Consider the following 22326-nt stretch of genomic DNA (forward strand, 5'->3'; position numbering starts at 1 on the left):
GGCCCCGAGCGGGACATTCCGACCCAAAGACGGGTACAGAATCCGGGTGATGTTCCGGTCAATACAATCAGCCCCGCCCCCAAAACAAAAGACCCGACAGCGCAATGCTCTCGGGTCATCTGCGTTTTTTACCTGTCGGTGTCCCCGTCAGTGCAGCTTGGCGCCCACATCTGCGATCGAGACCTCGATCAGCTTGTTCGCCTGCGCGGCTGTCATCTGCTTGGCCAGAACCGAGCCGGCAGCGGCAATCGCAACCGAAACGGCCTGATCGCGCACGTCTTTCACAGCCGAGGCTTCGGCCGAGGCAATCTGGTCCTGCGCAGCAGCCAGACGGCGTTCGATCGACTTTTCGAGATCGACCTTCGCCTGGTCCGCAGCCAGAGCCGCGTCCTGTTTGGCCGCTTCGACAATCGCATCGGCCTGTGCCTGCACTTCACGCTGCTTGCGCTCGTACGAGGCCAGCAGGCTGCGTGCTTCTTCATGCAGGGCGCGGGCTTCGTCCAACTCGGCCTTGATGCCTTCGGCACGGTTGTCCAACGCACCGCCGATCATGCCCGGCACCTTGAAGTAGAACAGGACCGCGATGAAAACGATGAAGCCCAGAAGGACGACAAAGTCGGTGTTGCCAAGCGAGAAGAACGGGCCGCTTGCAGCCAGCGCGGGGCTGGCGGCACCAACGGTCAGGATAAGGGCAAGAGTGTTCCGCATGTCACTTATCCTTTCATCTGCGCGTCAATGGCACTGTCGATGGCTTTGGCATCCGCCTCGCCGCCCAGCGCGGTGACCAGTTCAGCCGCCGTATCCTTGGCGACCACTTGAATGCTTTCCAGCGCACCGGCACGGATTTCGGCAATTGCCTTTTCCGATTCAGCCGCCTTTGCAGCGATTTCCGCGTCCGCTCTGGCAATCGCATCATCCAGACCAGCCTGGATTTCTGCGCGTGCTTCTGCCGCGATACGCTGCGCTTCGGCACGGGCATCGGCCAGCGCCTTGTTATAGGCCTCTTCGGCCTCGACCGCTTTGGCCTTCAGATCTTCGGCCGCAGCCAGGTCATTTGTAATGGTCCCCCGGCGCTCGGCCAGGATTGCCGCGATGCGGGGCAGAGCCACGCGAGACAGGACCAGAAAGATGACGACCAGCGTAATGACCAGCCAGAAAATCTGGTTGGGGAACCAATCGAAGCAGAGCTGCGGCATCCCGATGGCAGAGCCATGCGAGTCAACGCACGCGCCAACTACTTCTTCGCTAATGGGTTCAGTCGCCATGATGTCCTCCGTCGGAACGTTGTCTTTACAACAGGTGGGCCGCTATGGCTTGGACCCACCTGCGCGTAAGGATCAGGTTCCGCAGATTAGACGGCGAACATCAGCAGCAGCGAGACCAGGAATGCGAAGATCCCCAGGGCTTCTGCGAATGCGATACCGATGAACAGGGTTGCGGTCTGCGAAGCAGCCGCCGAAGGGTTGCGCAGGGCGCCGGCCAGGAAGTTGCCTGCAACGTTGCCCACCCCGATTGCGGCTGCGCCGGAACCGATTGCTGCCAGGCCTGCGCCGATGTGTGCGAGATCGCCTTCCATGATGTATCTCCTTACGAATTGGAAGTTTCGATGTTGGGTTATCGGACCTTAGTGCGAAGGATGCAGCGCATCTTTCAGATAAACACAGGTCAGAATGGTGAATACGTAGGCCTGAATGAAGGCCACAAGGACCTCGAGACCATACATTGCGGTGATCGCCAGAACCGACACGGGCGAAATCAGGGAAATTGCGGCAAAGCCTGCAAACACCTTGATCACCGCGTGGCCAGCCATGACGTTACCGGCAAGACGAATGGAGTGGCTGACCGGGCGTACGAAGTACGAGATCAGCTCGATGATCGCCAGGATCGGGCGCAGCGCCAGCGGCGCGCTGGAGACCCAGAACAGGCCCAGGAACGCGGCACCGTTCTTGACGAAACCCAGAATGGTCACGGTCAGGAACACGGCCAGCGCCAGCGGGATGGTCACGGCGAAATGCGACGTGGTGGTGAACGAGGTCGGGATCAGGCCCAGGAAGTTCGCGGTCACAATGAACATGAACAGGGTCATGACATAGGGGAAGAACTTGACGCCGTCCTTGCCGCAGATGTCTTCCAGCATCTTGTAGATGAAACCATAGGCCAGTTCCGCAATCGACTGCATCCGGGTAGGGACGATGGCGCGCTTTGATGTGCTGAGAACCAGCAGGCCAAAGATCGCCACGATGGCCAGGAACAGCCACAGGGTCACGTTGGTGGGGGTGTACCAGGCAATCTCGCCACCGAACAGCGGCTTGACGATGAACTGGTCCATCGGGTGAAACACCAGGCTGCTGGCTTCTGCTGCGTGGTCTGCGCCTTCGGCGCCGTGTGCTGCGGTGGTCTCGCTTGCCACGTTCAGTCCCTCTCGTCCTTTTCGGCCTGCATATGGGCCGCTTGTTTATCTTGAACCTCTTTCGCGCTGCGGAGCATAACCTTCACGCCCGCGACAAGGCCCAGCAATGTGAACAGCACCAGAAAGATCGGGATTGTCCCGAGCAGGCTGTCCAGCCCGTATCCGATGCCAAATCCGATCCCCAGACCGGAAACCATTTCGATGACCATCCTCCAGGCAAGCTCGCCCCCGGATATGTCACTGTCAGCGCGGGCAGCCGGTTGTCTGGCCTTTTTCGCCGCGTCGATCTTGGCCTCAAGCTGCGCCATACGCTGCTTTTGGTCGTCATCGGTCACGGACGGAATCCTCGCGCTGTCTTGCGCATGGTGCTAAGGCGCGAAAGGCCCAGAGTCAACGGCGTTGATGGCGTGAAATGACGCAGGTTAGTGTGTTGTTTTTAAACTGTTATTACTGGTTAACTCGTCCAGCCAAATTGCTTGCCCATGCCCTGAACGGCAACAATCTCCCAAAAACCCATATTCAACCTTTTGGTTGATCTTTGTGCGTGCGCTGAGGCCACAGGTGTCGAACAAGGCGTCCGTCGATCAGCAAGAGCCCGGCAAAAATCGCCGCCATGCCCATCAAATGTTCGGGTTGCAGAGTTTCCCCCAGAACCCAGGTTCCAAGTATCAGGGCGGAAACCGGCGCGATCAGCGTGACGGTCGAAATGTTGGTTGGCCCGACTCTGGGCAGCAACCAGTAGAAGGCAATGAAAGCGGCCGAGGTCAGCACAAAACCGATCATCAGCAACGAAAGCCATGTTTCAGTGTGCTCGATCACCGGCAGGCCTTCACGCCAAAGCGCCAGGGGTAAAATCGCCAATGTCGCTCCTGTCAGGGCAAGGGCGACCAGCACCACCGGCTGCATGTCACGGAAGGCCCGCGCAATGTTGACGGAAAACGCGTAACAGATCGGCGCGCACAGGGTCAGCAGAACCGCCCAGAACTGAGAGGTTTCGCCATTGTGCAAAATCGGGACGGACAACACGACAATCCCGATGAAGCCGCACAACACGCCAAGGGATTTCAACAGCGTCGCACGCTCGCTTCCCGGCCAGAAATGCGAAACGATGACGGCAAAGGCCGGTGTTGTCGCATTCACGATCCCCGCCACGCCGGACGCGATATGCTGCTGCCCAAGCGCATAGAACGCAAATGGTGCGGCATAGCTGAGCGCCCCGAACCCCAGCAGACCGATGGCGCGCCCGAGTGTCAGGTGAACCGGCATACGGGCAGCAATCACATAGATCCAACAGCCCAGCGCCCCAAATGCAACACGCCCCAATGACACGGATAGCGGCCCAAGTTCGCGCAGCAATATGGCGTTGAACATGAAAGACATGCCCCACCCGATGCCAAGGACGCAGATCACCAGCCAGTATTTCAGCGCCATAGCCGCCCCCCTTGCGCATCACCGCTGCACAGTGACGTGATGGGGGAAATTGTCAAACGGGTTCTCGCCCATTAGGAAAGACCCATGTCCAACGATCTCGACACCGTGTTTGCGGCCCTTGCCGACCCCACCCGCCGCACCATTCTGGCGATGCTGCTGGAGGACGATATGGCCGTGACGGATGTGGCCGAGCCGTTCGAGATGTCGCTGGCGGCGATCTCGAAACATCTGGTCATCCTGACCAAGGCCGGGCTGATATCACAGGAAAAGCGCGGCCGGGTGAAATGGTGCAAGCTGGAACCCGACGCGCTGCGCACCGCTTCGGTCTGGATGCAGGGGTTCGGTCAGTTCGAACCCATCAACCTGGATGCGTTCGAACGGTTTCTGGAAGTCGAGCTTCCGACCTCGGACGAGGCCTAGCGCACCACAAAGACCGACATGCTGGCATGTTTGGCCAGATATCCGGCGTGGCTGGAAAAGATGTAATCGGTGATCCGGGGCGCATGGGTGCCCACGATGATCAGGTCTGCACCGATCTCTTCTGCCGCGCGGGTCAGATCGCTGTCCACTTCGGCAGCAACATCGACCGAGTGTATCTTGCGCACCGCAACTTCGGCCGCGCCTTTTGATGCAAGCTGTTCGGTGAAGTCGGCCAGTTGCTTGTCGATCTCGGCCTCGGTTTCCGAGGATGCACCCATATGGGCCCCGCTGACACTGACCAGAGTGATCTTGGCGCCCTGCCATTTTGCCACCTGCGCGGCGACATCTGCGGCCTTGCGAACCTCGGGCGGCAGGTGGCGGTCAATCGGCAGCATGATATGTTTGAACATAATCTCCTCCTTTTGTCCGCCTTCCAAGGTAGTCCTGAGACCAAGGGCCTGCCTTGATCTGGCTCAACAGATTTTGCCTTTGGAATTCGTGGGCAATCCGTTCCGGTTTCAGACCGGAAGCGGCCTTATTCAGCTGCCCGGCGTTGAGGGCTGGGGCGCGGGGCCTCTTCTTTCAGCAGCATCAGCAGGGCAATGACCGTCAGCGCCACACCGCCCAGGATCAATCCCGTCGGGACAGGTTTGCCCAGCGCGATTTCCCACAGGATCACCCAGCTTGGCACCAGATAGGTATAGGCCATGACCTTGGCCGACGGCAGCCGAAGCGAGGAGAATTGCACCAGAACGAAACTGGCCGCTGTTGCGAAGAATGAGATATAGAACAACCCGATCCAGACGATGGCGGGAAGAGCTGCCCAATCGGTCGCCTTCAGGTCGGACCAGCCGAACAGGACCAATAACAGGCACCCGGCAACCAGCGTTCCGAACGTGAACACGACGGCAGGTTCTCCGCTGTTCAGCCTGCGGATCATGGGGGTGTAAATCGCGTGCGCGACACATCCCCAGAAATAGATGATCTCGCCCCCGCCGATCTGGAAGGCGCGGAACATCTGCCAGTCGGCCCGAAAGATCACCCATAGCGCCCCAATCGCACCGATGGTCAGGGCCATTGCCATGCGCGGCGTGGTGATCTGGCGCAGCAGGACCCAGCCCGCAATGGCCGAGACAACGGGGGTCAGGGTGAAAACCGCGGCAGCGCTGACCGGCGGGGCGGTTTGCAACCCGTAAAACATCAGGACAAAGTAGGTGGCGAACAACCCGCCCAGCACCAGAAACCGCCAGGGCGCCTGCGCGGCACTGCGGGGCAGACCGGTTGTCGCCAATGCCGCCACACCAATCACCACAGCCGCGATGGCAAAGCGCACCGCGTTCAAGGCAGCAGGGGCAATTTCGTTGGCAATCATCGACCCAAGCGAGAAACTGCCTGCAACAAGGGCCGAAAAAGTCAGCATGGCCAGATGGCCACGCATCTGCGGGTTCATGGACACCAGCCTTTGGAGGCTTCTTTCAGAAAACTCAGGAACGCTTGCACCTTGGTGGTTCGGTGCAGGTCCACATGGGTCACCAGCCACAGGTTGCCGAACCATTCCGGAAGCGGGTCGATCACTTCGACCAGAGTGTCATGACGGGCGGCCTCCCAACGGGCCATAAAGCCGATACCGGCCCCGGCCAGAACGGCCTCGCGCATACAGAAATTGTTGGTGCAGCGAAAGGTGATGCGGTCGGCGGATACCGTGTTGCGCAGCCACCGGGTGAACGGCGCACGGCTGCTTTCATCGTCAGAGCTGACGAAGTGGTGGTTTCCGAAATCCTCGATGCCCGAAGGTTTGCCGTGCCGTTCGATATACGAAGTACTGGCATAGAGGCCGACTTCTTCCTGCCGGAAAGGTTGCACAACGTTGTCGGGCTGATCCGGGGCCGATCCCGCACGGATTGCAACATGCGCCTCGCCATATTCCAGCCGGAACAGGCGGTCTCCGGTCAGGTAGCGCACGATCAGCTCGGGGTGCATCTTTTGAAATTCGGTCAGCGTCGGCACCACCAATGGCGCGATGGAGCCCAGCGACGTCACCACCAGTTCGCCCGATACATCGTCACCGCGCCCCTTCATCCGGCCGACAAGCTGGTTGAACTGGTCTTCGGTAGCCTGCGCCACGCGCAGCAAATCGTCGCCCGCTTCGGTCGGGGTGTATCCCCGCGCGTGGCGCTGGAACAGTTTGACACCCAACCGGGCCTCGATCGCGTCGATGTGGCGGATCACCGTGGCGTGGTGCACGCCCAGAACCTCGGCCGCACCGCTGACGGTTCCCATGCGTGCCACCTGATAGGCGGTCCTCACCTCATCCCAATTGTCCATCGTCACACCGTTCTGTGCAATTTCCAACAATAACTGTTGATGTATCCGAGTTTTGTTCGCAAACGCAACAGCCATATTGGGATCAGAACAAGATTACCCTGACCTTAAGGACCCAGAAAATGGCTAAAACCATCCTGCATATCGACGCCTCTGCCCGCCGCGTGGGTTCAACCACCCGCGACCTGTCTGACAGCATCGTCCGGCAGTTGGGTGCGGACCGCATCATCCGCCGCGACCTGGCTACCCCCCTGCCCCTGCTGACCGAAGACTGGATCGCCGCCAACTTTACCCCTGCCGAGCAGCGCGACGACCTGCAGCGCGACCGGCTGGCCCTTTCGGACGCGCTGGTGACCGAATTGCAAGAGGCCGATACCATCGTTATCGGCCTGCCGATCTACAACTTCTCGGTCCCCGCTGCATTCAAGGCCTGGATCGACCTGGTCGCCCGCGCGGGCCTGACCTTTTCCTATTCGGAGAACGGCCCAAAAGGGTTGCTGGAGGGGAAACGCGCCATTCTGGCAATCGCGTCGGGCGGTACTGCCGTCGGATCCGAGATCGACTTTGCCACCAACTATGTGCGTCACGTTCTGGGCTTTATCGGCATCCATGATGTGGCGGTCATCGCCGCGGATCAGATGGCGGTGAACCCCGAAGCCGCGCTGGAAAGCGCCAAAAAGGCGGTGACAGAACTGGCGGCCTGATCGCCTCTGGTCATTGAGCCCTGAAACGTCCAGTCTGCTGGTCAGATGGAACTGGCGGACTGGATGGCGCGCATGAAAAAGATCGGAATTCTGGGCGGTGTGGGCTGGGCCTCGACCGTGGACTATTACCGTGCCATTGCCGAGGGTGCCGGGCGTCACTTTGCGGCGCGCGGCCACGGCGCGCCCCTGCCGATCCCTGCCATGACCATCGAGTCTGTCACACAGGCCAAGACCCGCGCCTTGCGGGGTGTCGCCGGGGACGAAGCCAGCTGGGCGGCGTTTGATGCGGTGTTTCGCGACGCGCTGCTGACGCTGGAGCGCGCGGGATGCGATTTTGGCATCATAGCGTCCAACACCCCGCACGCGCGGCTGCACGCGATCAGACAGGGTGTTTCCATGCCCGTCCTCAGCATTTTCGATGCAACGGCAGAGGCCACGGCCAGCACAGGCGTGTCAAACGCATTGGTGCTGGGAACAACCGTGACAATGCAGGCCACCAACTATGCGGATCGTCTGGCGGCCGAGGGCATCACTGCGAATGCGCGGCTGCCCGACTCCGAGATTTCCGAGATGCAGGCGATGATCGACAGTGATTTCTACGGTGGTGCCTCTGATGCGGCCCGCGCAAGACTGCTGGCCTTTTGCAACAAACATGCCCGTCCCGGAACCGCCATTCTGCTGGCCTGTACCGAGTTGCCGCTTGCCTTTCCAAACCATCTGGATGACCCGGTATTCGAGGCCGATGGGCACCTGTTCATCAACCCGTCCGCCGCGCATGTCGCCGCCGCGCTGAAACTGGCGCTTGAGTGATCAGGGCAGCCACGTAATGGTGCAACCGATGCGATCGAAGAACGCCATCACGTCGGATTGTTTCATCACAACGGTACGGTCATTGACCAACGGGTGCATATAAATCACCTCGGCCCCTTGGGCGGCGGCGTCCATGAAGAATTGCACATTGTTCTGCACACCGTTGATCATCGCCAGCGGGCTGACCGCACCGGGGCGAATACCAAGGTTCTGCAACAGCCGGTCTGCCGACCCAAAGGACAGGGCGCCGACACCCAGTTCTGCGCCCAGCGCCTTTAGGTCAATCTCGCGGCTTTGTTCCAGCGTCACCAGGTAGTTGCGCTTTTTCTTGTCGCGCAGGTACAGGTTCTTGACCCGCAACGCGTTCTCGCCCGGCACCATGAACTGGCCTTCCACGGCCTTGGAGTCCTCGACCGTGCGCAAGGGAACATGGGTATGCAGGCGGTAGGGCAGCCCCCAGTCATCCAGCTGCGCCAACAGCGCGTCAGAACTGAGCGGCAATGTATCCTGAAATGTGGATGATGCGTCCATGGGGCCCTCCTGTTTGTAGCGCTCATCGCGCAACATGGCGGCGAATTCAAGCTGGGGCAGAGCAGAAAACGGTGTTAGCGTGCCGCCATGAAAGTCACACGAAACACTCCGACCCAACTGATCCTTGCCGACACGCCCTGGTTCATTGGAATCATGCTGGTCTTTTTCATATTGACCTTTGTCGGCGCAGGGCTGGTCATGGTCAGTGACGGCGGCGAGAATATCTGGTTCGGGCTGTTCTTTGCTCTAATCGGCGGCGGGCTAGGTGTCGGGGCGTTCTGCGTTTTCGTGCGGCGGGTTCAGGTCATTCTGGACCGCACAAAGAACCGCATTCTGATCCGCAGGCAGTCTGTCTTTGGCTATGAAGCGGTCGAGCATCAGCTGTCCAGCCTGTCCCATGCCGAAGTTGAAAGCTCGACTTTCCGCAGCGACAGCAGCAGTTCGACGCTGTATCGCCCGGTTCTGGTGCTGGACAAGGGAATGAGCGAAGGGCGTCATCCGATTGTCGATGCGTTCTCGAACGGGCGCGGCGCGCATAAACTGGTTGACGCGGTCAATGCATGGCTGCCCGCGCAGCAGGAAGACACGAAGGAACAGGCCTGACGATTACAGGACTTGTCCGTGCTCCAGCCAAGCCCGATCGGCCGGTGTCACCATTTCGGACAGGCGCGCGTCGTATCGGGCCATGTCATCGGCGGTCAGCTTGCCCTCCCATTTATTGCTGGTCCCGGACGAGAAGAACTGCGCGTAATCCTGAAACGCGCTTTTGAAACCGGGCTGCTGCGAAGCGCGCCGGGCGTTTTCCTTCATTGAACCAAAGCTTGCGGCCTCAGCGATATCGTCGATCATTTCTGGTGCGATCTCGGTCCCCAAGATGTTTGCGATCCGCGCCACCTGCCCCGGCAAATCGCGGCTGAGTTCGGCGTAATGCAGGAAATGGATGTTTGGCAGATGCCGGAACGCGCGGAATGAACGGTAATGGTGGACGTATGAGGCCAGCGTCAGATCGTCAGTGCCCTTTGACGAGGCGGGCCGGTCCAGAAACATCGCGAAGGCTTCGGAAAGATCATCGGGAAACAGGTAGTCCAGCCAGTCGTCTTTCATGTTTTCCACATGGCGGCGCAGCGAGAAATGCACGTCAACCGGATGGCGATGCACCACCAGATAGGTCGCATCCGGGGAATAAGTGATCCCGTCCAATGGCGTGTGGGTCTTGATGCACCGTCTGTGCGTCTGTGCGGCAAGTATTCTGTCCTGCTCCTCACGATCTCTGAACCCGCAATCGAGCCAGGGTGAGACCGCGTTGTTGTACACGACTGGATCCGCGGTTTTGGTGATCAGCATTCGTACCAGCGTCTGTGTCCACGTGGTGCCGCATTTGGGAGGCGTGCAGACAAAGATGTCGTCGGGACGGATTACGAAGTCGGACCAGATATCGGTATTCGTGACTTCACCGACATAATCCTTGGTGCGCTGCGGCAATGGTTGACTCATGACCAAACTCCAAAACTGACCCCGACCTTTGGACGCTACACCAAGTGGCCAGATGCTCAAAGCGTTTGCCTTGACTCGCAGAGCCCAGAGGCGTAGATGACCGCCAAACATCCGGAAGCGTCTTGATCTTCCGGTCCCTTGAGTCGTTCAGGGATCGCCCCCCACCAGCGAGTTTCGCCCGTGGGGGCGTTTGTGCATTTAACCGACGCATCCTATCTAGGACGCGCCATCAGATAACCGGCTAAGGAGGCCGAAGGCATGTTTGAAAATCTATCCGAACGCCTTTCCGGCGTCTTTGACCGGCTGACCAAACAGGGTGCCCTGTCTGAAGAAGACGTCAAGACCGCCCTGCGCGAGGTCCGTGTTGCCCTGCTTGAGGCCGACGTCTCGCTGCCGGTGGCGCGTGAATTCGTCAAGAAGGTGCAGGACCAGGCAACCGGTCAGGCGGTGACCAAGTCGATCACCCCCGGCCAGCAGGTCGTCAAGATCGTGCATGACGCGCTGGTCGATACCCTGCGTGGCGAGGAAGACCCCGGCAAGCTGAAGATCGACAACCCGCCTGCCCCGATCCTGATGGTCGGTTTGCAGGGTTCGGGTAAGACCACCACCACTGGTAAGCTTGCCAAACGCCTGAAAGAGAAAGAGGGCAAGAAGGTCCTGATGGCCTCGCTCGACGTTTATCGCCCGGCGGCGATGGACCAGCTGGCGGTTCTGGGCGCGCAGGTCGGCGTTGATACGCTGCCGATTGTACCGGGCCAGAAACCCGTCGACATCGCCAAGCGCGCCAAGCAGCAAGCCACTTTGGGCGGCTATGACGTCTATATGCTGGATACCGCCGGTCGCCTGCATATCGACGAAGTGCTGATGGACGAGGTCGAGCAGGTCCGCAATGCGGTTGACCCGCGCGAGACCCTGCTGGTGGTTGACGGCCTGACCGGTCAGGTCGCCGTTGAAGTGGCCGAAGAATTCGACGCCAAGGTCGGCATCTCGGGCGTGGTCCTGACCCGGATGGACGGGGACGGGCGCGGTGGTGCGGCGCTGTCGATGCGCGCAGTGACTGGCAAGCCCATTCGCTTTGTCGGTCTGGGCGAGAAGATGGACGCGCTGGAGACCTTCGAGCCGGACCGGATCGCCGGACGTATTCTGGGCATGGGCGACATCGTTGCCCTGGTCGAAAAGGCCCAGGAAACGATGGAGATGGAACAGACCGAGCGCATGATGAAGCGCATGGTCAAAGGTCAGTTCAATATGAACGACCTGAAGATGCAGCTGGAACAGATGATCCAGATGGGTGGCATGCAGGGCATGATGGGCATGATGCCGGGCATGGGTAAAATGGCCAAGCAGATGGATCAGGCGGGTCTGGACGACAAGATCCTGCGCCAGCAGATCGCCTTGATCCAGTCCATGACCAAACGCGAACGCGCCAACCCACAGCTGCTGCAAGCCAGCCGCAAGAAACGGATTGCAGCCGGTTCGGGGATGGAAGTCAGCGACCTCAACAAGCTGCTCAAGATGCACCGGCAGATGTCGGACATGATGAAAAAGATGGGCAAGATGGGCAAAGGCAAGATGCTGAAACAGGCCATGAAGGGCATGTTCGGCAAAGGCGGCCCCAGCCCCGAAGACATGGCAGCCGGCATGGACCCCAAGGCACTGGAACAGGCGGCCAAGGCGATGGGCGGCAAAATGCCCGGCGGTCTGCCCGGCCTGGGCGGCGGCATGGGGCTGCCTCAGGGCCTGAGCGGGTTTGGCAAGAAGAAGTAATGAACGCCATCGCCCAACATATCCCCCGGCTTGAAACCGAGCGCTTGATCCTGCGCGCGCCGTCCGAGGCTGATCTGGACGCCGATACCGCGTTTTTCGCCAGCGATGCGGCGAAATTCGTCGGCGGGCCACTGCGCCGGGATGAGGTCTGGCGACTGATCGCTTCGCTGCTGGGCCACTGGTCCCTGCGCGGTTACGGGTTCTGGAGCGCCGAAGAAAAAGCCTCGGGCACTTATGTCGGGCGGATCGGGCTTTGGTGCCCCGAAGGCTGGCCAGAACCCGAAATCGGCTGGACGCTGATGAACAATGCCACCGGCAAGGGTTACGCGACCGAGGCGGCACTGGCCGCGCGGTCTTATGCGTATGATGTTCTGGGGTGGGAGACGGCGATCTCGCTGATTGATCTGGACAATCATGCCAGCAAGGCGGTGGCGAAACGGCTGGGCGCGCAGTTCGAGTATCACTATGACCACCCCAAATTCGGCAGGTCCGAGATTTGGCGGCACCCCGCGCCTGCCGATCTGGTGAATGGTGGGATGGAGGCCTACGCATGACCGCGTTCACCATCCCCACCGTTGAAACCGAACGTCTGATCCTGCGTGCCCCGCATCTGGATGATCTGCCTGCGCTGACCGCATTCTTTGCAACCGAGCGCAGCCATTTGGTGGGCGGACCCCGGGACGCGCTGGAAAGCTGGGGCATGTTGGCCAGACGCCTTGGGCACTGGGCGTTGAAAGGATTTGGCCTTTGGCACCTGACCGAGAAATCCAGCGGTCGGTTCGCAGGCGGCGTCGGCCTGATTGACGCCCCCGGCTGGGACGAGCCTGAACTGGGCTGGACCGTGATGGAAGATTTCGAAGGCAAAGGCTTTGCCTACGAGGCGGCGCTTGCCGCCCGGTCCTATGCGGCGCGGCATCAGGGCCTGAACGGGGTGATTTCGTATATCGCCCACGAAAACGACCGCTCGCGCGCTTTGGCCGAACGGTTGGGTGCAACGCTGGAGCGCGACAATGCCGAACTGCTGGGCCAGCCCTGCCAGGTGTGGCGGCACCCCAAGATTGACGTTTCGACACCCGAAAGGACCGGCCAATGAACAACCCCGTGACACGCGCGGCTGCATTGCTGAAAGAGCATCGCGAAAGCATCGACCGGCTGGACGCGATCCTTGTCTATACGCTGGGCGAGCGGTTCAAACACACACAGGCCGTTGGCAAGCTCAAGGCCGAACACAACCTTCCCCCGTCCGATCCCTCGCGTGAGGCCACGCAGATCGCACGGCTTGAAGACCTGGCGAAAGAGGCCGATCTGGACCCCGATTTCGCCAAAGCTTTTCTGAATTTCATCATTCAGGAAGTCATCCGACACCACAGGAAACACCAAGGGTGAACCAGAGGTTCAGCAAGTTGAAAGTGAACCAGAGGTTCAAAAAACACCAGAATTAACCGGAATAGACACCGGCCAATCAAATACACGCCTCCGGCGTGATGCCATTCAAAGGAGATACCACCATGGCAATGAAAATTCGTCTCGCCCGCGCAGGCTCGAAAAAACGTCCGTTTTACCGCATCGTAGCGGCTGACAGCCGGATGCCGCGCGACGGCCGTTTCATCGAGAAACTAGGCACCTACAACCCGCTGCTGCCGAAAGACAGCGAAGAGCGTGTGAAAATGGACATGGAACGCGTTCAGCACTGGCTGGATCAGGGCGCTCAGCCCACCGATCGTATCGCGCGTATGCTGGAAGCAGCCGGCACCCGTGACAAGGCCGAGCGCAACAACCCCAACAAGGGTACCCCGGGCAAGAAAGCTCAGGAACGCGCGGAAGAGAAAGCTGCAAAGGCTGCGGAAGCTGCCGAAGCGGCTGCTGCACCGGCTGAAGAAGCGGCCGCAGAAGAATAAGCAGGCCGAAGCGTGCGGGATCAGACCTTTACTGACGCATTTCGCACGCAGTTCGATCTGTTGTTGCGGCTCCGGCGCGATGTGCGACGGTTCCGCGGCGACGCGGTAGACGAGGCAGTGCTTGCGCGCTGCCTCGACGCGTTTCGGCTGGCCCCCTCCGTGGGGCTAAGCGAGCCGTGGCGCGTGATCCGCGTCGAAAGCGCGGCGGCCCGGGCTGCGGCGCTAAGGAATTTCCAAACCGCCAATGATGACGCCCTGGCGGGCTATTCCGGCGACAGGGCGCAGCTTTACAGCCGCCTGAAACTGTCGGGAATGCAGGAAGCGCCGGTGCAACTGGCCATCTTCTGCGACGACAGCACCGACAAGGGATTGGGTCTTGGCGCGGGCTCGATGCCCGAGATGCGGCGCTATTCCGTGGTCTCTGCGATCACCCTGTTCTGGCTGGCCCTGCGGGCCGAGGGGCTGGGGCTGGGCTGGGTATCCATTCTGGACCCCGAACAGATGGCGCGCGATCTGGATGTGCCGGGCAACTGGCGTCTGATCGGGTATTTCTGTGTCGGATGGCCGGAACAGATCTCTGACACCCCCGAACTTGAGCAGGTTGGCTGGGAAAACCGGGCCGACAGCCTGAAGATCGAAACAAGGTAGGGCCGCATGTTCGGATTGATACGCCTTCCCATTCTGCTGCTGATCGCCTTTATTGTGGGCGTGTTCTTTGAGCGCAACAATCAGCGCGAAGCCTGCGAAGGGCTTGGCGAGTGGAGAAACGGGATCTGTTTGACGACGGGGGCTGCCAATGAATGATCTGATCTGCGTCGGCAGCGTCGCGGGGTCTTATGGTGTACGCGGTGAAGTGCGCCTGAAAAGCTTCTGCGCCGTTCCCGAAGATATTGAGACGTATTCGCCACTGACGGATGAAACCGGCAAGGAACGTTATCCGGTGGTTCTGACGCGTACGATCAAGAACGGTTTTGCCGCCCGTCTTGGCGGGATTGAAACCAAGGAACAGGCGGATGCCCTGAACGGTTTGCGCCTGTTTGCGCGGCGCGATCAGTTGCCCTCGTTGCCCGATGACGAGTTCTACCACACAGACCTGATTGGGCTTGAGGTCTATGACACCGGCGGCACCCTTCTCGGCAAGGTCAAATCCGTGCAGAACCACGGGGCCACGGACCTGCTGGAACTACACGGGCCGGGCCTGAAGGCGACGGTTCTGCTGCCGTTCACGATGCAGGTGGTGCCAACCGTCGATCTGGAACAGGGCCGCATCGTGGCCGACCCGCCCGAAGGCCTGATCTGATGCGACGTGTTCTGCTGCATCTGGGTTTTCACAAGACCGGCATGACGGCAGCACAGTCCTTTCTGCACGAAAACCGCGAGCTGATCTGGCCGCATTTCGCTCTGGTTCTTCCGTATAAGACCCGCAAGGCCGGGTTGAACGAAGCGGCCACGCGCCATTCGATCTATCGACTGGATGACACGCTGGCGGGTTTTGGCGGTCAGCTGCACAGTTTTTTCGATGGTCTTGATTTCGGAACACGCCGGGGATTGATCCTGAGCGAAGAGAATTTTCTGGGCCTGCGCCCCAGCAGGAACAAAATCGAAGGATACGGGGCGGCACCCGAACTGGCGGAAACGGTTGTCAGCGTGCTGCGCCGCCGTCTGGTGGGCGACGAAACCGACATCACCGTCTACCTGTCGTTACGCAATCGCGATGTGTGGTTGCGCAGCCTTTGGGCCCACGATCTGCACCTGTCGCGCATGGTTCAGGACCTGGACGGCTTTTCCGCCGATCTTGCGCATCTGCCATCGCTACAGGACACGGCAGACCGGATCAGGGACCGGTTGCCAACTGTCACGGTACGGACCGCGTGGATGGAAGCGCTGAAAGGCCACCACCTTGGATTGGGCGCACCATTTGCCGAATTTCTCGACCTGCCACCCGGGAAATCTGCACGGCTTGTGAAGCACGCGCATAAAAGCCCTCAGCTGTCCGACGACGTTCTGAGGGAAATGCTGGCCCTGAACCGATCATCGCTGGACGAAGCGGCATTGATCACTCAGAAAAAGGCCCTGATTCGAACCGCCCAACATGAACTGGCCCGCCAGAAATGACTGACAAACCCGGCAAATCCCATGGTCGCAAAGCGATCCGGCCCACGCTGAAACCGCGTGAGCTGATGACACCCACCCCGGACCTGCACGGCGTCTGGAAGGCGAAGATCATCACCCTGTTTCCAACCGCTTTTCCGGGCGTTCTGGGAGAAAGCCTGACCGGCAAGGCCCTGCAGGAGGGGTTGTGGCAGCTGGAAACCGTGGATTTGCGGCAATTCGGCGTCGGCAGGCATCGCAACGTGGACGACACGCCCGCCGGGGGCGGCGCGGGTATGGTTTTGCGGCCCGATGTGTTGGGCGAAGCCATCGAGCACACCATGGCGGGCATTCAGGGCAACTGGCCACTGATTTACCTCAGCCCGCGCGGGCGGCGCATGGACCAGCGCATGATGCAGACCCTTGCACGCTGCGATGGCATGACCCTGCTGTGTGGCCGGTTCGAAGGCGTGGATGAGCGCGTGCTGGAGCATTACGGTGTGCAGGAGGTCTCGTTGGGGGATTTCGTGATGACCGGCGGTGAGATTGCAGCACAGGCCCTGATTGATGCCACGGTGCGCCTGATCCCCGGCGTTCTGGGCAATCAGGCCTCGACCGAAGAGGAAAGCTTTTCCTCGGGCCTGCTGGAGCATCCGCAGTACACCCGTCCTGCGGATTGGAAAGGCCGCCCGATACCCGAGGTTCTGATGTCGGGCCACCACGGCCGCATCGCCGAATGGCGTCACAAGATGGCTGAGGACGTTACCCGCGAGCGGCGCCCGGATATCTGGGCCGACTATGAAAAATCCTGGTCGGATTCGTCTGAGTGATAGGCCGGATTGTTGCGCACTTGCCGCAGGTCTAGTGTGCGCAACGCCTTTGGGGAAGAGCGGGAGCGCCGGTTGGACCATCTGGTTGGCGGCATCACCATTGAAACCTACGGCGCACCAAAGACCTAACCTCCGGCCTTCCATCTGGCCCAGACGTCTGGCGTGCCGTTGAAGGTGTTGATGTCCACCCGGCCCTGAACGCCCGGAACCAGACCGGTGCCGGTATATTGCCAGAACCGCCAGACCGCGCGGGGATAGACAGTGCGGGGGTGGCCTGCAACAGATCTCAGCCAGAACTCGGTCTTGGGCAGGCGCCCGATATCGGTGTCTTCATAGAAATCCACCGTGGAATAGACGATCGGGCGGCGGCCATAATGTCGTTCGAGAATGTCCAGAAAACGCTGCGCCTCGGCGCGGACGGTTCTGCCATCGGGGCGCAGCGTGCAGGTCTTGGAATGCGGTGTCCATTCCATATCCAGCACATGCGGCAGGTCTGCCCCTTTGGGCACGTTCTGGATGAACCAGCGGGCCTGTTCCCGGGCCGAACGGCAGAAATAGTAATAGTGATAGGCGCCCCAGGGCACACCAGCCGACTGTGCGCCGCGGCGGTGATCATCGAACAGGGGATCGGCCACGTCGCCGCCTTCGGTCGCTTTCAGAAACACAAAGCTGACGCCTGATGCCCGGGCCGTGCGCCAGTCAATCGGCCCCTGCCAGCGTGAAACGTCAAGGCCATGGATCGGGTATTGTCCGGGGTGACGCCCTTCCCAGTCATGGGGATCCGCGTCGCCGAAATCGGGGTAGATCACAAGCGGTGCTGTCCTGTCCACGCCCGGAACGGGTTCGACGGCCTGAGGTTTCGGGCCGCCCCGCCCGCAAGACATCAGCGCGACGGCCGTTATGGCCAGCATGAATGCCAATCGCATCATAGGGTCCTGTCTGAAATATCTGCTCATATTATTTGCCTCAGAATGCCTGATCTGGGCCGCTTGGCAACGCCTTACTTTCAGGCTGGCGGATTCCTACCGGCGCCTTGGGCAAGACAGGGCGTTTTTCCCTTGATCCCTGCCGGCAATACCCTTAAACGACCGCAATCCGGTGCCGCGTTCTGCGACTCCGGTGTTTTGGTTTGCACCATGGCGTGACGTCCCGTTTTCTTCGGCAGGGATGCGTCGGGTCAGGCCAGACCAAAGGAACATTCGATCTGACCTCTGGCGGGCTGTACGCAGGACCCGGTGAAGACCAAGAGCTCTCAGGCCGTGCCCAACTTCGTGGACCAACCACGAGCAGATAGGAGAAACTGCGATGGACCTGATCGCACAGCTTGAGGCGGAACAGATTGCCGCCCTGGGGAAAGACATCCCCGATTTCAAAGCCGGTGACACTATCCGTGTCGGCTATAAGGTGACCGAAGGGTCGCGCACCCGTGTGCAGAACTACGAAGGCGTCTGCATCGCGCGCAACAACGGCAGCGGCATTGCCGGTTCGTTCACCGTTCGCAAAATCTCGTTTGGCGAAGGCGTGGAGCGTGTGTTCCCGCTGTATTCGACCAATATCGACAGCATCACCGTTGTCCGCCGTGGTCGCGTTCGCCGCGCCAAACTGTACTATCTGCGCTCGCGTCGCGGTAAATCCGCACGTATCGCAGAGGTCACCAACTACAAGCCCAAAGCTGGCGCCGAAGCGTAAGGAGCGGAAAGATGAAAAAAGACATCCATCCCGATTATCACGTCATCGACGTCAAGATGACCGATGGCACCGTCGTTCAGATGAAATCCACCTGGGGCAGCGAAGGCGACCAGCTGGCACTGGAAATCGACCCTTCGGTACATCCTGCATGGACCGGTGGTTCGTCGCGCCTGTTGGACGCTGGCGGCCGCGTGTCGAAGTTCAAGAAGAAATACGAAGGCCTGGGTTTCTGAACCTTTGCCACAGTCTTTCAAAGGAAGGTCGCCAGCGGGCGGCCTTCTTTCGTTTCAGGCCCCTGCTTTCCCCGGTTTCTGATCCTTGGGTTTCGTGAGTTCGGCCGCGTCGTGCAATGGCGGAACCGGACCGCGCAGCAACAGCAGCGCGATCACCAGCCCGATACAGGCCGCGATAGCAGCCATGAGCATCGCCGCATCAAACGCATTATCCCGCAGGTCACGCAATGCTTTGGCCAGTGTTGAACCTGTTGACGGGTCAAGCCCGGCAATCAACTGTTCCACCTGTGTTGCCGTGCCATGCGTCAGGGCGCGCGCAAGGTCGCCGCGCTGTGCCGACCCGTCGGGTAGCGCCGCGATGACTTCGGACAGGCCGGAGCGGATGGTCAGGGATGCGGCCAGACCGCCAACAACCGATCCCATCGTGGCCCCGAAATACAGGAATGTGTTGATCACCCCGGACCCCTGTCCGACATGTTCGTCGGGCAGCAACCGAAGCCCGAGACGGGGCAGCAACGAAAAACAAATGCCGATGCCAACCCCCACAATGATCAGCTTCCACCAGATTTCAGCATAGCTGTCGATGTTCGAGGTTGTTGTCAAAAGCAGGAAGCCGCAGGCCATCAATCCCATTGCGACGGTCACCGGCCATTGAAAACTGTATGGCGCAAGCAGGCGCGGAGCGGTGACGGAAATGACAAACATGCTCAGGCTTAGCGGCAGTATCGCGACGCCTGCCTCAACCGGTGAATAGCCGAACGCGTCCGGGGATTGGACGAACACGTTGAAATAGATAAAGAAACAAAACAACGCAAATCCCACAAAGAACATCCCCGTTGCCGCCATAAGGTAGCGCGGGTGCCGGAAATATCGGAACTCGACCAGCGGATCGTCGCTGCGCCGCGAGGTATAAACCAGACCGACAGCCGCCAAAGCGGCGACCCCCAAAGGAACAATGGTCAGGGCATTGTCCCATCCGCGTGCTTCACCGTTGCTGAGTGCGAATGACAATGGACCCAGAAGCAAGACAATGGCTATCGCCCCTGCGGTATCGAATTTCGCACCCTGAAGGCGCGTATCCGGGACATAGTTTTTCCTGCTGACCTGCAGGCCGATCACAAACGCAATGGCAAGCAACACAAGGTCCGTGGCGAATACACCGCGCCAGCTCAGGAAGTTGGCAAAGCTTCCTCCGATTATGGGCCCGACGCCTATCGCAAGGCCCACGATTGCGCCCCAAACACCGGTCACGCTGGCCCGTTGTTCCTCGGGCGTTGCGGCGGTCAGCAGGGACAATGAGGTGCCGAACAGGGCCGCCGCCCCTGCCCCCTGCGCGCCACGCCCAATCAGCAGCATCGCCGCGTTCTGTGAAAACAGCACAGAAGCAGAGCCACAGGCAAATACGATCATGCCAAAGAAAAAGACACCCATCTTGCCCGTGATATCCCCAAGCCGGCTTACAATCGTCACAAGGGTCGCACTGGCCACCGTATAGATCGCCATCACCCATTGCAGACCCGAGGGCGTCAGATCGAACTCGGCCTTCAGATATGGAAGGATGGTCGCAACAGCAGTTGTGTTGAAGCCAACGACCATCATGCAAATGGCCGTCATTGCAAGAACAACGCGTGAACCGCCTGAACTGTCCGCAGCAGTGTCCGGCATGCCTATGCCCCTTTCACCTGCTTTGAAGATGAACCAAAGAGGACCTGCGCAAAGCCTGCGAGGTTATTCGATGTAAATCTGTTTGGTATTTAATCAAATTTTCCGTCCCCCGCATAGTTTTCACGATCCGGCCCAACCGGCGCCACCGCGAAAGGACCCATTGGGCGGGCGATCTGTGCGTGTATGAATCAGGCAAAAGGCGCGATTGATTCCGACGCGGATCGTTGCAGGCAGCGGTTGGTGTATGCGTTCGGAAACAGGCACTGACGCGGCGATTTCGCCGCCAAAACCGCGATCGGCTAGCCGATCAAGGCAGATCACTCGACAGGCGCCTTCGTGTAACCCGCGCACGGCGCTGTGTTTTCCAAAATAGAGTCCGATAATGCCTAAAAGCGCCGCTTGAGGTTCTTTTCATCGCAGGCGACACAACATATAGTGGGTGCCAACAACGTGTAGTCAAACACGGCAAGACTTGGGAATACAAGCATGGCACATATCATTGTGGTCGGTAACGAAAAAGGCGGCGCTGGAAAATCGACCGTGTCGATGCATGTGGCAACCGCACTGGCCCGACTGGGGCACAAGGTCAGCACGCTGGATCTGGACCTGCGGCAGCGCAGCCTTGGACGGTATTTCGAGAACCGGAACAACTTTCTGAAAAGCGCGGGCCTGACGCTGCCCGGCCCCCGCCATCACGACCTGCCCGAGATCGATGCCAGCACGCTGAAGCCGGGCGAGAATATCTATGACCACCGCCTGTCTGCTGCCGTGTCGCAACTGGAAAGCGACAGTGACTTTATCCTGATCGACTGCCCCGGCTCTCATACCCGGCTGAGTCAGGTGGCCCATTCGCTGGCCGACACGCTGATCACCCCTTTGAACGACAGTTTCATCGATTTTGACCTGCTGGCGCGGATTGATTCAAAGGGTGAGAAAATCCTTGGCCCGTCCGTCTATTCCGAGATGGTCTGGAACGCCCGGCAATTGCGGGCGCAGGCCGGGCTGAAGCCCATCGACTGGGTCGTTGTGCGCAACCGCGTCGGTACCCAGCGCATGGTCAACAAGGAAAAGATGCAGCGCGCGATCGAAATGCTGTCGCAGCGCATCGGCTTCCGCGTCGCTTCGGGCTTTTCCGAACGGGTGATCTTTCGCGAACTGTTTCCGCGCGGCCTGACCCTGCTGGACCTCAAGGATATTGGCGTCAAACAGCTGAACATCTCGAACATCGCAGCACGGCAGGAACTGCGCGACATGATGCGAGAGCTGAACCTGCCGGGTGTCGAAGTCGATTTCTGATCAGTTGTATTGGAGGCAGGTCTGAGGGGAAAACGGGCAATTCAAAACGCGAAACTCTCAGCCCCTAAGCCAGTCAGTGCTGGGTAATGTCGGGGCCATAACTGACTGATTGGTCCGAAAAGACTACGTGACCACGTCTTTTCAACTCATCAACCAGCCTTTCCAGCTCTTCCTGCTCCAAGGTCTTTAAAAAAAGGGCGTTCATCGTTCCCTTAAGGGTTTTGATCTTCCTAGGACGCGAAGTTCCTCTAGACTTCAAGCTGTCAACAATCGCATCAATTTTTTGATCCAGCGAGCTTGCATTCGAGATTTTGACGAATGGGATCTCGGATAGGTCTGCATGACGGAAAGCGGGGAGCTTCCTTTGTCGCAGATGTGCAATCAATGGGTCGAAGCCTTTGTCACGAGAAATAACATGAAAACACGCATTGGCGTCTTTGGTAGAGAGTTCTCCTAAGTAGAACGCAATATGAAAGTCCAAGGCGTTCGAGCCATTCCCTGCTATCTTCTGATAAACAGCATTTTCTCCCAAGCTTTGCAGTGCTTGTGCAAAGTCATAGGGTATGCTTTTTTGATTGGCTCCTACGAAAACAATCAAGGTGCAAACATGTCCCCGAAGGAGTTCGAGGTTCTTGGGTTGAACATTTTCAAAGTCGATTAGTATGTAGTTGTTTTTCAAAGGCCGCACTCCAATTCGAGCTCAATGCAAATACAGGACGCCGGATCAGGTCAATA

At 59.5% G+C, this 22326-nt stretch carries 31 protein-coding genes; 17 read left to right on the forward strand and 14 right to left on the reverse strand.

What is annotated here, in order from left to right:
- Positions 1 to 147: 147 nt before the first annotated feature.
- The 6 genes from ACR3E2_RS09765 to ACR3E2_RS09790 form a co-directional block, all read right to left on the reverse strand.
- Positions 148 to 708, reverse strand: a complete 561-nt coding sequence (locus tag ACR3E2_RS09765) for a F0F1 ATP synthase subunit B (RefSeq protein WP_480483779.1) — start codon at positions 706 to 708, stop codon at positions 148 to 150.
- Between the two features lie 5 nt (positions 709 to 713).
- Positions 714 to 1265, reverse strand: a complete 552-nt coding sequence (locus ACR3E2_RS09770) for a F0F1 ATP synthase subunit B' (protein ID WP_209506152.1) — start codon at positions 1263 to 1265, stop codon at positions 714 to 716.
- An 86-nt stretch (positions 1266 to 1351) separates the two neighbouring features.
- Positions 1352 to 1576 carry a F0F1 ATP synthase subunit C gene (locus tag ACR3E2_RS09775; protein ID WP_005981269.1) on the reverse strand — a complete coding sequence of 75 codons (225 nt, stop codon included), beginning with the start codon at positions 1574 to 1576 and terminating at the stop codon, positions 1352 to 1354.
- Positions 1577 to 1624: 48 nt separating this feature from the next.
- Positions 1625 to 2410, reverse strand: a complete 786-nt coding sequence (locus tag ACR3E2_RS09780; RefSeq protein ID WP_267366759.1) for a F0F1 ATP synthase subunit A — start codon at positions 2408 to 2410, stop codon at positions 1625 to 1627.
- 2 nt (positions 2411 to 2412) lie between these two features.
- Positions 2413 to 2745 carry an AtpZ/AtpI family protein gene (locus ACR3E2_RS09785; RefSeq protein ID WP_480483780.1) on the reverse strand — a complete coding sequence of 111 codons (333 nt, stop codon included), beginning with the start codon at positions 2743 to 2745 and terminating at the stop codon, positions 2413 to 2415.
- A 184-nt stretch (positions 2746 to 2929) separates the two neighbouring features.
- A complete protein-coding gene (locus ACR3E2_RS09790) occupies positions 2930 to 3841 on the reverse strand; it encodes a DMT family transporter (protein WP_480483781.1) in 912 nt (303 codons plus the stop codon).
- A gap of 84 nt (positions 3842 to 3925) precedes the next feature.
- Here ACR3E2_RS09790 and ACR3E2_RS09795 point away from each other — a divergent pair, with 84 nt between their 5' ends.
- Entirely contained in the window at positions 3926 to 4261 is a 336-nt protein-coding gene (locus ACR3E2_RS09795; protein ID WP_480483782.1) for an ArsR/SmtB family transcription factor, read from the forward strand.
- Here the strand turns inward: ACR3E2_RS09795 and ACR3E2_RS09800 are convergent.
- The 3 genes from ACR3E2_RS09800 to ACR3E2_RS09810 form a co-directional block, all read right to left on the reverse strand.
- Positions 4258 to 4671, reverse strand: a complete 414-nt coding sequence (locus ACR3E2_RS09800; protein ID WP_480483783.1) for a universal stress protein — start codon at positions 4669 to 4671, stop codon at positions 4258 to 4260. The genes ACR3E2_RS09795 and ACR3E2_RS09800 overlap by 4 nt on opposite strands.
- Before the next feature lie 125 nt (positions 4672 to 4796).
- A complete protein-coding gene (locus ACR3E2_RS09805; RefSeq protein WP_480483784.1) occupies positions 4797 to 5711 on the reverse strand; it encodes a DMT family transporter in 915 nt (304 codons plus the stop codon).
- Complete coding sequence (locus ACR3E2_RS09810; RefSeq protein ID WP_209506137.1) at positions 5708 to 6586, reverse strand: LysR family transcriptional regulator; 879 nt, start codon at positions 6584 to 6586, stop codon at positions 5708 to 5710. Before ACR3E2_RS09810 ends, ACR3E2_RS09805 begins: the two co-directional genes overlap by 4 nt.
- A 119-nt stretch (positions 6587 to 6705) precedes the next feature.
- Here ACR3E2_RS09810 and ACR3E2_RS09815 point away from each other — a divergent pair, with 119 nt between their 5' ends.
- Entirely contained in the window at positions 6706 to 7287 is a 582-nt protein-coding gene (locus ACR3E2_RS09815; protein ID WP_480483785.1) for an FMN-dependent NADH-azoreductase, read from the forward strand.
- A 72-nt stretch (positions 7288 to 7359) separates the two neighbouring features.
- The gene (locus ACR3E2_RS09820; protein WP_480483786.1) at positions 7360 to 8097 is read left to right on the forward strand and encodes an aspartate/glutamate racemase family protein; all 738 of its coding nucleotides are present in this window, start codon (positions 7360 to 7362) and stop codon (positions 8095 to 8097) included.
- Here ACR3E2_RS09820 and ACR3E2_RS09825 read toward each other — a convergent pair whose 3' ends face one another.
- Positions 8098 to 8628, reverse strand: a complete 531-nt coding sequence (locus ACR3E2_RS09825; protein WP_480483787.1) for a prolyl-tRNA synthetase associated domain-containing protein — start codon at positions 8626 to 8628, stop codon at positions 8098 to 8100. It lies immediately after the preceding gene.
- An 87-nt stretch (positions 8629 to 8715) separates the two neighbouring features.
- Between ACR3E2_RS09825 and ACR3E2_RS09830 the strand changes: the two genes are divergently transcribed.
- Complete coding sequence (locus ACR3E2_RS09830; protein WP_480483788.1) at positions 8716 to 9231, forward strand: hypothetical protein; 516 nt, start codon at positions 8716 to 8718, stop codon at positions 9229 to 9231.
- Positions 9232 to 9234: 3 nt separating this feature from the next.
- On the opposite strand, the gene ACR3E2_RS09835 is transcribed toward ACR3E2_RS09830, so the two are convergent.
- Complete coding sequence (locus tag ACR3E2_RS09835; protein ID WP_480483789.1) at positions 9235 to 10122, reverse strand: sulfotransferase domain-containing protein; 888 nt, start codon at positions 10120 to 10122, stop codon at positions 9235 to 9237.
- 258 nt (positions 10123 to 10380) lie between these two features.
- Between ACR3E2_RS09835 and ffh the strand changes: the two genes are divergently transcribed.
- The 10 genes from ffh (at position 10381) to trmD (ending at position 16708) form a co-directional block, all read left to right on the forward strand.
- Entirely contained in the window at positions 10381 to 11889 is a 1509-nt protein-coding gene (gene ffh / locus ACR3E2_RS09840) for a signal recognition particle protein (RefSeq protein WP_209506127.1), read from the forward strand.
- Positions 11889 to 12443, forward strand: a complete 555-nt coding sequence (locus ACR3E2_RS09845; protein WP_267365320.1) for a GNAT family N-acetyltransferase — start codon at positions 11889 to 11891, stop codon at positions 12441 to 12443. The genes ffh and ACR3E2_RS09845 overlap by 1 nt, the downstream gene beginning before the upstream one ends.
- Complete coding sequence (locus ACR3E2_RS09850) at positions 12440 to 12982, forward strand: GNAT family N-acetyltransferase (RefSeq protein ID WP_480473928.1); 543 nt, start codon at positions 12440 to 12442, stop codon at positions 12980 to 12982. Before ACR3E2_RS09845 ends, ACR3E2_RS09850 begins: the two co-directional genes overlap by 4 nt.
- A complete protein-coding gene (locus ACR3E2_RS09855) occupies positions 12979 to 13275 on the forward strand; it encodes a chorismate mutase (protein ID WP_209506121.1) in 297 nt (98 codons plus the stop codon). Before ACR3E2_RS09850 ends, ACR3E2_RS09855 begins: the two co-directional genes overlap by 4 nt.
- A gap of 122 nt (positions 13276 to 13397) precedes the next feature.
- Positions 13398 to 13787 (forward strand): 30S ribosomal protein S16, encoded by a 390-nt coding sequence (rpsP, locus tag ACR3E2_RS09860; RefSeq protein WP_209506119.1) that lies wholly within the window; start codon positions 13398 to 13400, stop codon positions 13785 to 13787.
- Between the two features lie 12 nt (positions 13788 to 13799).
- Positions 13800 to 14435: a 5,6-dimethylbenzimidazole synthase gene (gene bluB / locus ACR3E2_RS09865; protein WP_480483790.1), complete on the forward strand. Its 636-nt coding sequence runs from the start codon at positions 13800 to 13802 to the stop codon at positions 14433 to 14435.
- A gap of 6 nt (positions 14436 to 14441) precedes the next feature.
- On the forward strand, positions 14442 to 14591 hold the full coding sequence (locus tag ACR3E2_RS09870; protein ID WP_209506115.1) for a hypothetical protein: 150 nt from the start codon (positions 14442 to 14444) through the stop codon (positions 14589 to 14591).
- The gene (gene rimM, locus ACR3E2_RS09875) at positions 14584 to 15087 is read left to right on the forward strand and encodes a ribosome maturation factor RimM (RefSeq protein WP_480483791.1); all 504 of its coding nucleotides are present in this window, start codon (positions 14584 to 14586) and stop codon (positions 15085 to 15087) included. Before ACR3E2_RS09870 ends, rimM begins: the two co-directional genes overlap by 8 nt.
- A complete protein-coding gene (locus ACR3E2_RS09880) occupies positions 15087 to 15902 on the forward strand; it encodes a hypothetical protein (RefSeq protein ID WP_480483792.1) in 816 nt (271 codons plus the stop codon). Before rimM ends, ACR3E2_RS09880 begins: the two co-directional genes overlap by 1 nt.
- Entirely contained in the window at positions 15899 to 16708 is an 810-nt protein-coding gene (trmD, locus tag ACR3E2_RS09885) for a tRNA (guanosine(37)-N1)-methyltransferase TrmD (RefSeq protein WP_480483793.1), read from the forward strand. Before ACR3E2_RS09880 ends, trmD begins: the two co-directional genes overlap by 4 nt.
- A 125-nt stretch (positions 16709 to 16833) precedes the next feature.
- Here trmD and ACR3E2_RS09890 read toward each other — a convergent pair whose 3' ends face one another.
- Entirely contained in the window at positions 16834 to 17634 is an 801-nt protein-coding gene (locus tag ACR3E2_RS09890; protein WP_480483855.1) for a glycoside hydrolase family 25 protein, read from the reverse strand.
- 379 nt (positions 17635 to 18013) lie between these two features.
- Here ACR3E2_RS09890 and rplS point away from each other — a divergent pair, with 379 nt between their 5' ends.
- The gene (gene rplS, locus ACR3E2_RS09895; RefSeq protein ID WP_267366771.1) at positions 18014 to 18397 is read left to right on the forward strand and encodes a 50S ribosomal protein L19; all 384 of its coding nucleotides are present in this window, start codon (positions 18014 to 18016) and stop codon (positions 18395 to 18397) included.
- 11 nt (positions 18398 to 18408) lie between these two features.
- The gene (rpmE, locus tag ACR3E2_RS09900) at positions 18409 to 18630 is read left to right on the forward strand and encodes a 50S ribosomal protein L31 (protein ID WP_267366773.1); all 222 of its coding nucleotides are present in this window, start codon (positions 18409 to 18411) and stop codon (positions 18628 to 18630) included.
- Between the two features lie 54 nt (positions 18631 to 18684).
- Here the strand turns inward: rpmE and ACR3E2_RS09905 are convergent, their stop codons facing one another.
- A complete protein-coding gene (locus ACR3E2_RS09905) occupies positions 18685 to 20295 on the reverse strand; it encodes an MFS transporter (protein ID WP_480483794.1) in 1611 nt (536 codons plus the stop codon).
- A 486-nt stretch (positions 20296 to 20781) separates the two neighbouring features.
- On the opposite strand from ACR3E2_RS09905, the gene ACR3E2_RS09910 reads away from it, so the two are divergent.
- Entirely contained in the window at positions 20782 to 21591 is an 810-nt protein-coding gene (locus ACR3E2_RS09910; RefSeq protein WP_480483795.1) for a division plane positioning ATPase MipZ, read from the forward strand.
- Positions 21592 to 21664: 73 nt separating this feature from the next.
- Here the strand turns inward: ACR3E2_RS09910 and ACR3E2_RS09915 are convergent, their stop codons facing one another.
- Entirely contained in the window at positions 21665 to 22270 is a 606-nt protein-coding gene (locus tag ACR3E2_RS09915) for a PIN domain-containing protein (RefSeq protein WP_480483796.1), read from the reverse strand.
- Positions 22271 to 22326: the final 56 nt, after the last annotated feature.

The sequence above is a fragment of the Ruegeria sp. AL7 genome (genome assembly GCF_056536105.1).

Bases quoted from the DNA above. Each gene is read 5' to 3' on its own strand.
- ACR3E2_RS09765 (WP_480483779.1), bottom strand. From the start codon at position 708: ATGCGGAACACTCTTGCCCTTATCCTGACCGTTGGTGCCGCCAGCCCC.
- ACR3E2_RS09770 (WP_209506152.1), bottom strand. From the start codon at position 1,265: ATGGCGACTGAACCCATTAGCGAAGAAGTAGTTGGCGCGTGCGTTGAC.
- ACR3E2_RS09775 (WP_005981269.1), bottom strand. From the start codon at position 1,576: ATGGAAGGCGATCTCGCACACATCGGCGCAGGCCTGGCAGCAATCGGT.
- ACR3E2_RS09790 (WP_480483781.1), bottom strand. From the start codon at position 3,841: ATGGCGCTGAAATACTGGCTGGTGATCTGCGTCCTTGGCATCGGGTGG.
- ACR3E2_RS09795 (WP_480483782.1), top strand. From the start codon at position 3,926: ATGTCCAACGATCTCGACACCGTGTTTGCGGCCCTTGCCGACCCCACC.
- ACR3E2_RS09800 (WP_480483783.1), bottom strand. From the start codon at position 4,671: ATGTTCAAACATATCATGCTGCCGATTGACCGCCACCTGCCGCCCGAG.
- ACR3E2_RS09805 (WP_480483784.1), bottom strand. From the start codon at position 5,711: ATGAACCCGCAGATGCGTGGCCATCTGGCCATGCTGACTTTTTCGGCC.
- ACR3E2_RS09810 (WP_209506137.1), bottom strand. From the start codon at position 6,586: ATGGACAATTGGGATGAGGTGAGGACCGCCTATCAGGTGGCACGCATG.
- ACR3E2_RS09815 (WP_480483785.1), top strand. From the start codon at position 6,706: ATGGCTAAAACCATCCTGCATATCGACGCCTCTGCCCGCCGCGTGGGT.
- ACR3E2_RS09820 (WP_480483786.1), top strand. From the start codon at position 7,360: ATGAAAAAGATCGGAATTCTGGGCGGTGTGGGCTGGGCCTCGACCGTG.
- ACR3E2_RS09825 (WP_480483787.1), bottom strand. From the start codon at position 8,628: ATGGACGCATCATCCACATTTCAGGATACATTGCCGCTCAGTTCTGAC.
- ACR3E2_RS09830 (WP_480483788.1), top strand. From the start codon at position 8,716: ATGAAAGTCACACGAAACACTCCGACCCAACTGATCCTTGCCGACACG.
- ACR3E2_RS09835 (WP_480483789.1), bottom strand. From the start codon at position 10,122: ATGAGTCAACCATTGCCGCAGCGCACCAAGGATTATGTCGGTGAAGTC.
- ffh (WP_209506127.1), top strand. From the start codon at position 10,381: ATGTTTGAAAATCTATCCGAACGCCTTTCCGGCGTCTTTGACCGGCTG.
- ACR3E2_RS09845 (WP_267365320.1), top strand. From the start codon at position 11,889: ATGAACGCCATCGCCCAACATATCCCCCGGCTTGAAACCGAGCGCTTG.
- ACR3E2_RS09850 (WP_480473928.1), top strand. From the start codon at position 12,440: ATGACCGCGTTCACCATCCCCACCGTTGAAACCGAACGTCTGATCCTG.
- ACR3E2_RS09855 (WP_209506121.1), top strand. From the start codon at position 12,979: ATGAACAACCCCGTGACACGCGCGGCTGCATTGCTGAAAGAGCATCGC.
- rpsP (WP_209506119.1), top strand. From the start codon at position 13,398: ATGGCAATGAAAATTCGTCTCGCCCGCGCAGGCTCGAAAAAACGTCCG.
- ACR3E2_RS09870 (WP_209506115.1), top strand. From the start codon at position 14,442: ATGTTCGGATTGATACGCCTTCCCATTCTGCTGCTGATCGCCTTTATT.
- rimM (WP_480483791.1), top strand. From the start codon at position 14,584: ATGAATGATCTGATCTGCGTCGGCAGCGTCGCGGGGTCTTATGGTGTA.
- ACR3E2_RS09880 (WP_480483792.1), top strand. From the start codon at position 15,087: ATGCGACGTGTTCTGCTGCATCTGGGTTTTCACAAGACCGGCATGACG.
- trmD (WP_480483793.1), top strand. From the start codon at position 15,899: ATGACTGACAAACCCGGCAAATCCCATGGTCGCAAAGCGATCCGGCCC.
- ACR3E2_RS09890 (WP_480483855.1), bottom strand. From the start codon at position 17,634: ATGCGATTGGCATTCATGCTGGCCATAACGGCCGTCGCGCTGATGTCT.
- rplS (WP_267366771.1), top strand. From the start codon at position 18,014: ATGGACCTGATCGCACAGCTTGAGGCGGAACAGATTGCCGCCCTGGGG.
- rpmE (WP_267366773.1), top strand. From the start codon at position 18,409: ATGAAAAAAGACATCCATCCCGATTATCACGTCATCGACGTCAAGATG.
- ACR3E2_RS09905 (WP_480483794.1), bottom strand. From the start codon at position 20,295: ATGCCGGACACTGCTGCGGACAGTTCAGGCGGTTCACGCGTTGTTCTT.
- ACR3E2_RS09910 (WP_480483795.1), top strand. From the start codon at position 20,782: ATGGCACATATCATTGTGGTCGGTAACGAAAAAGGCGGCGCTGGAAAA.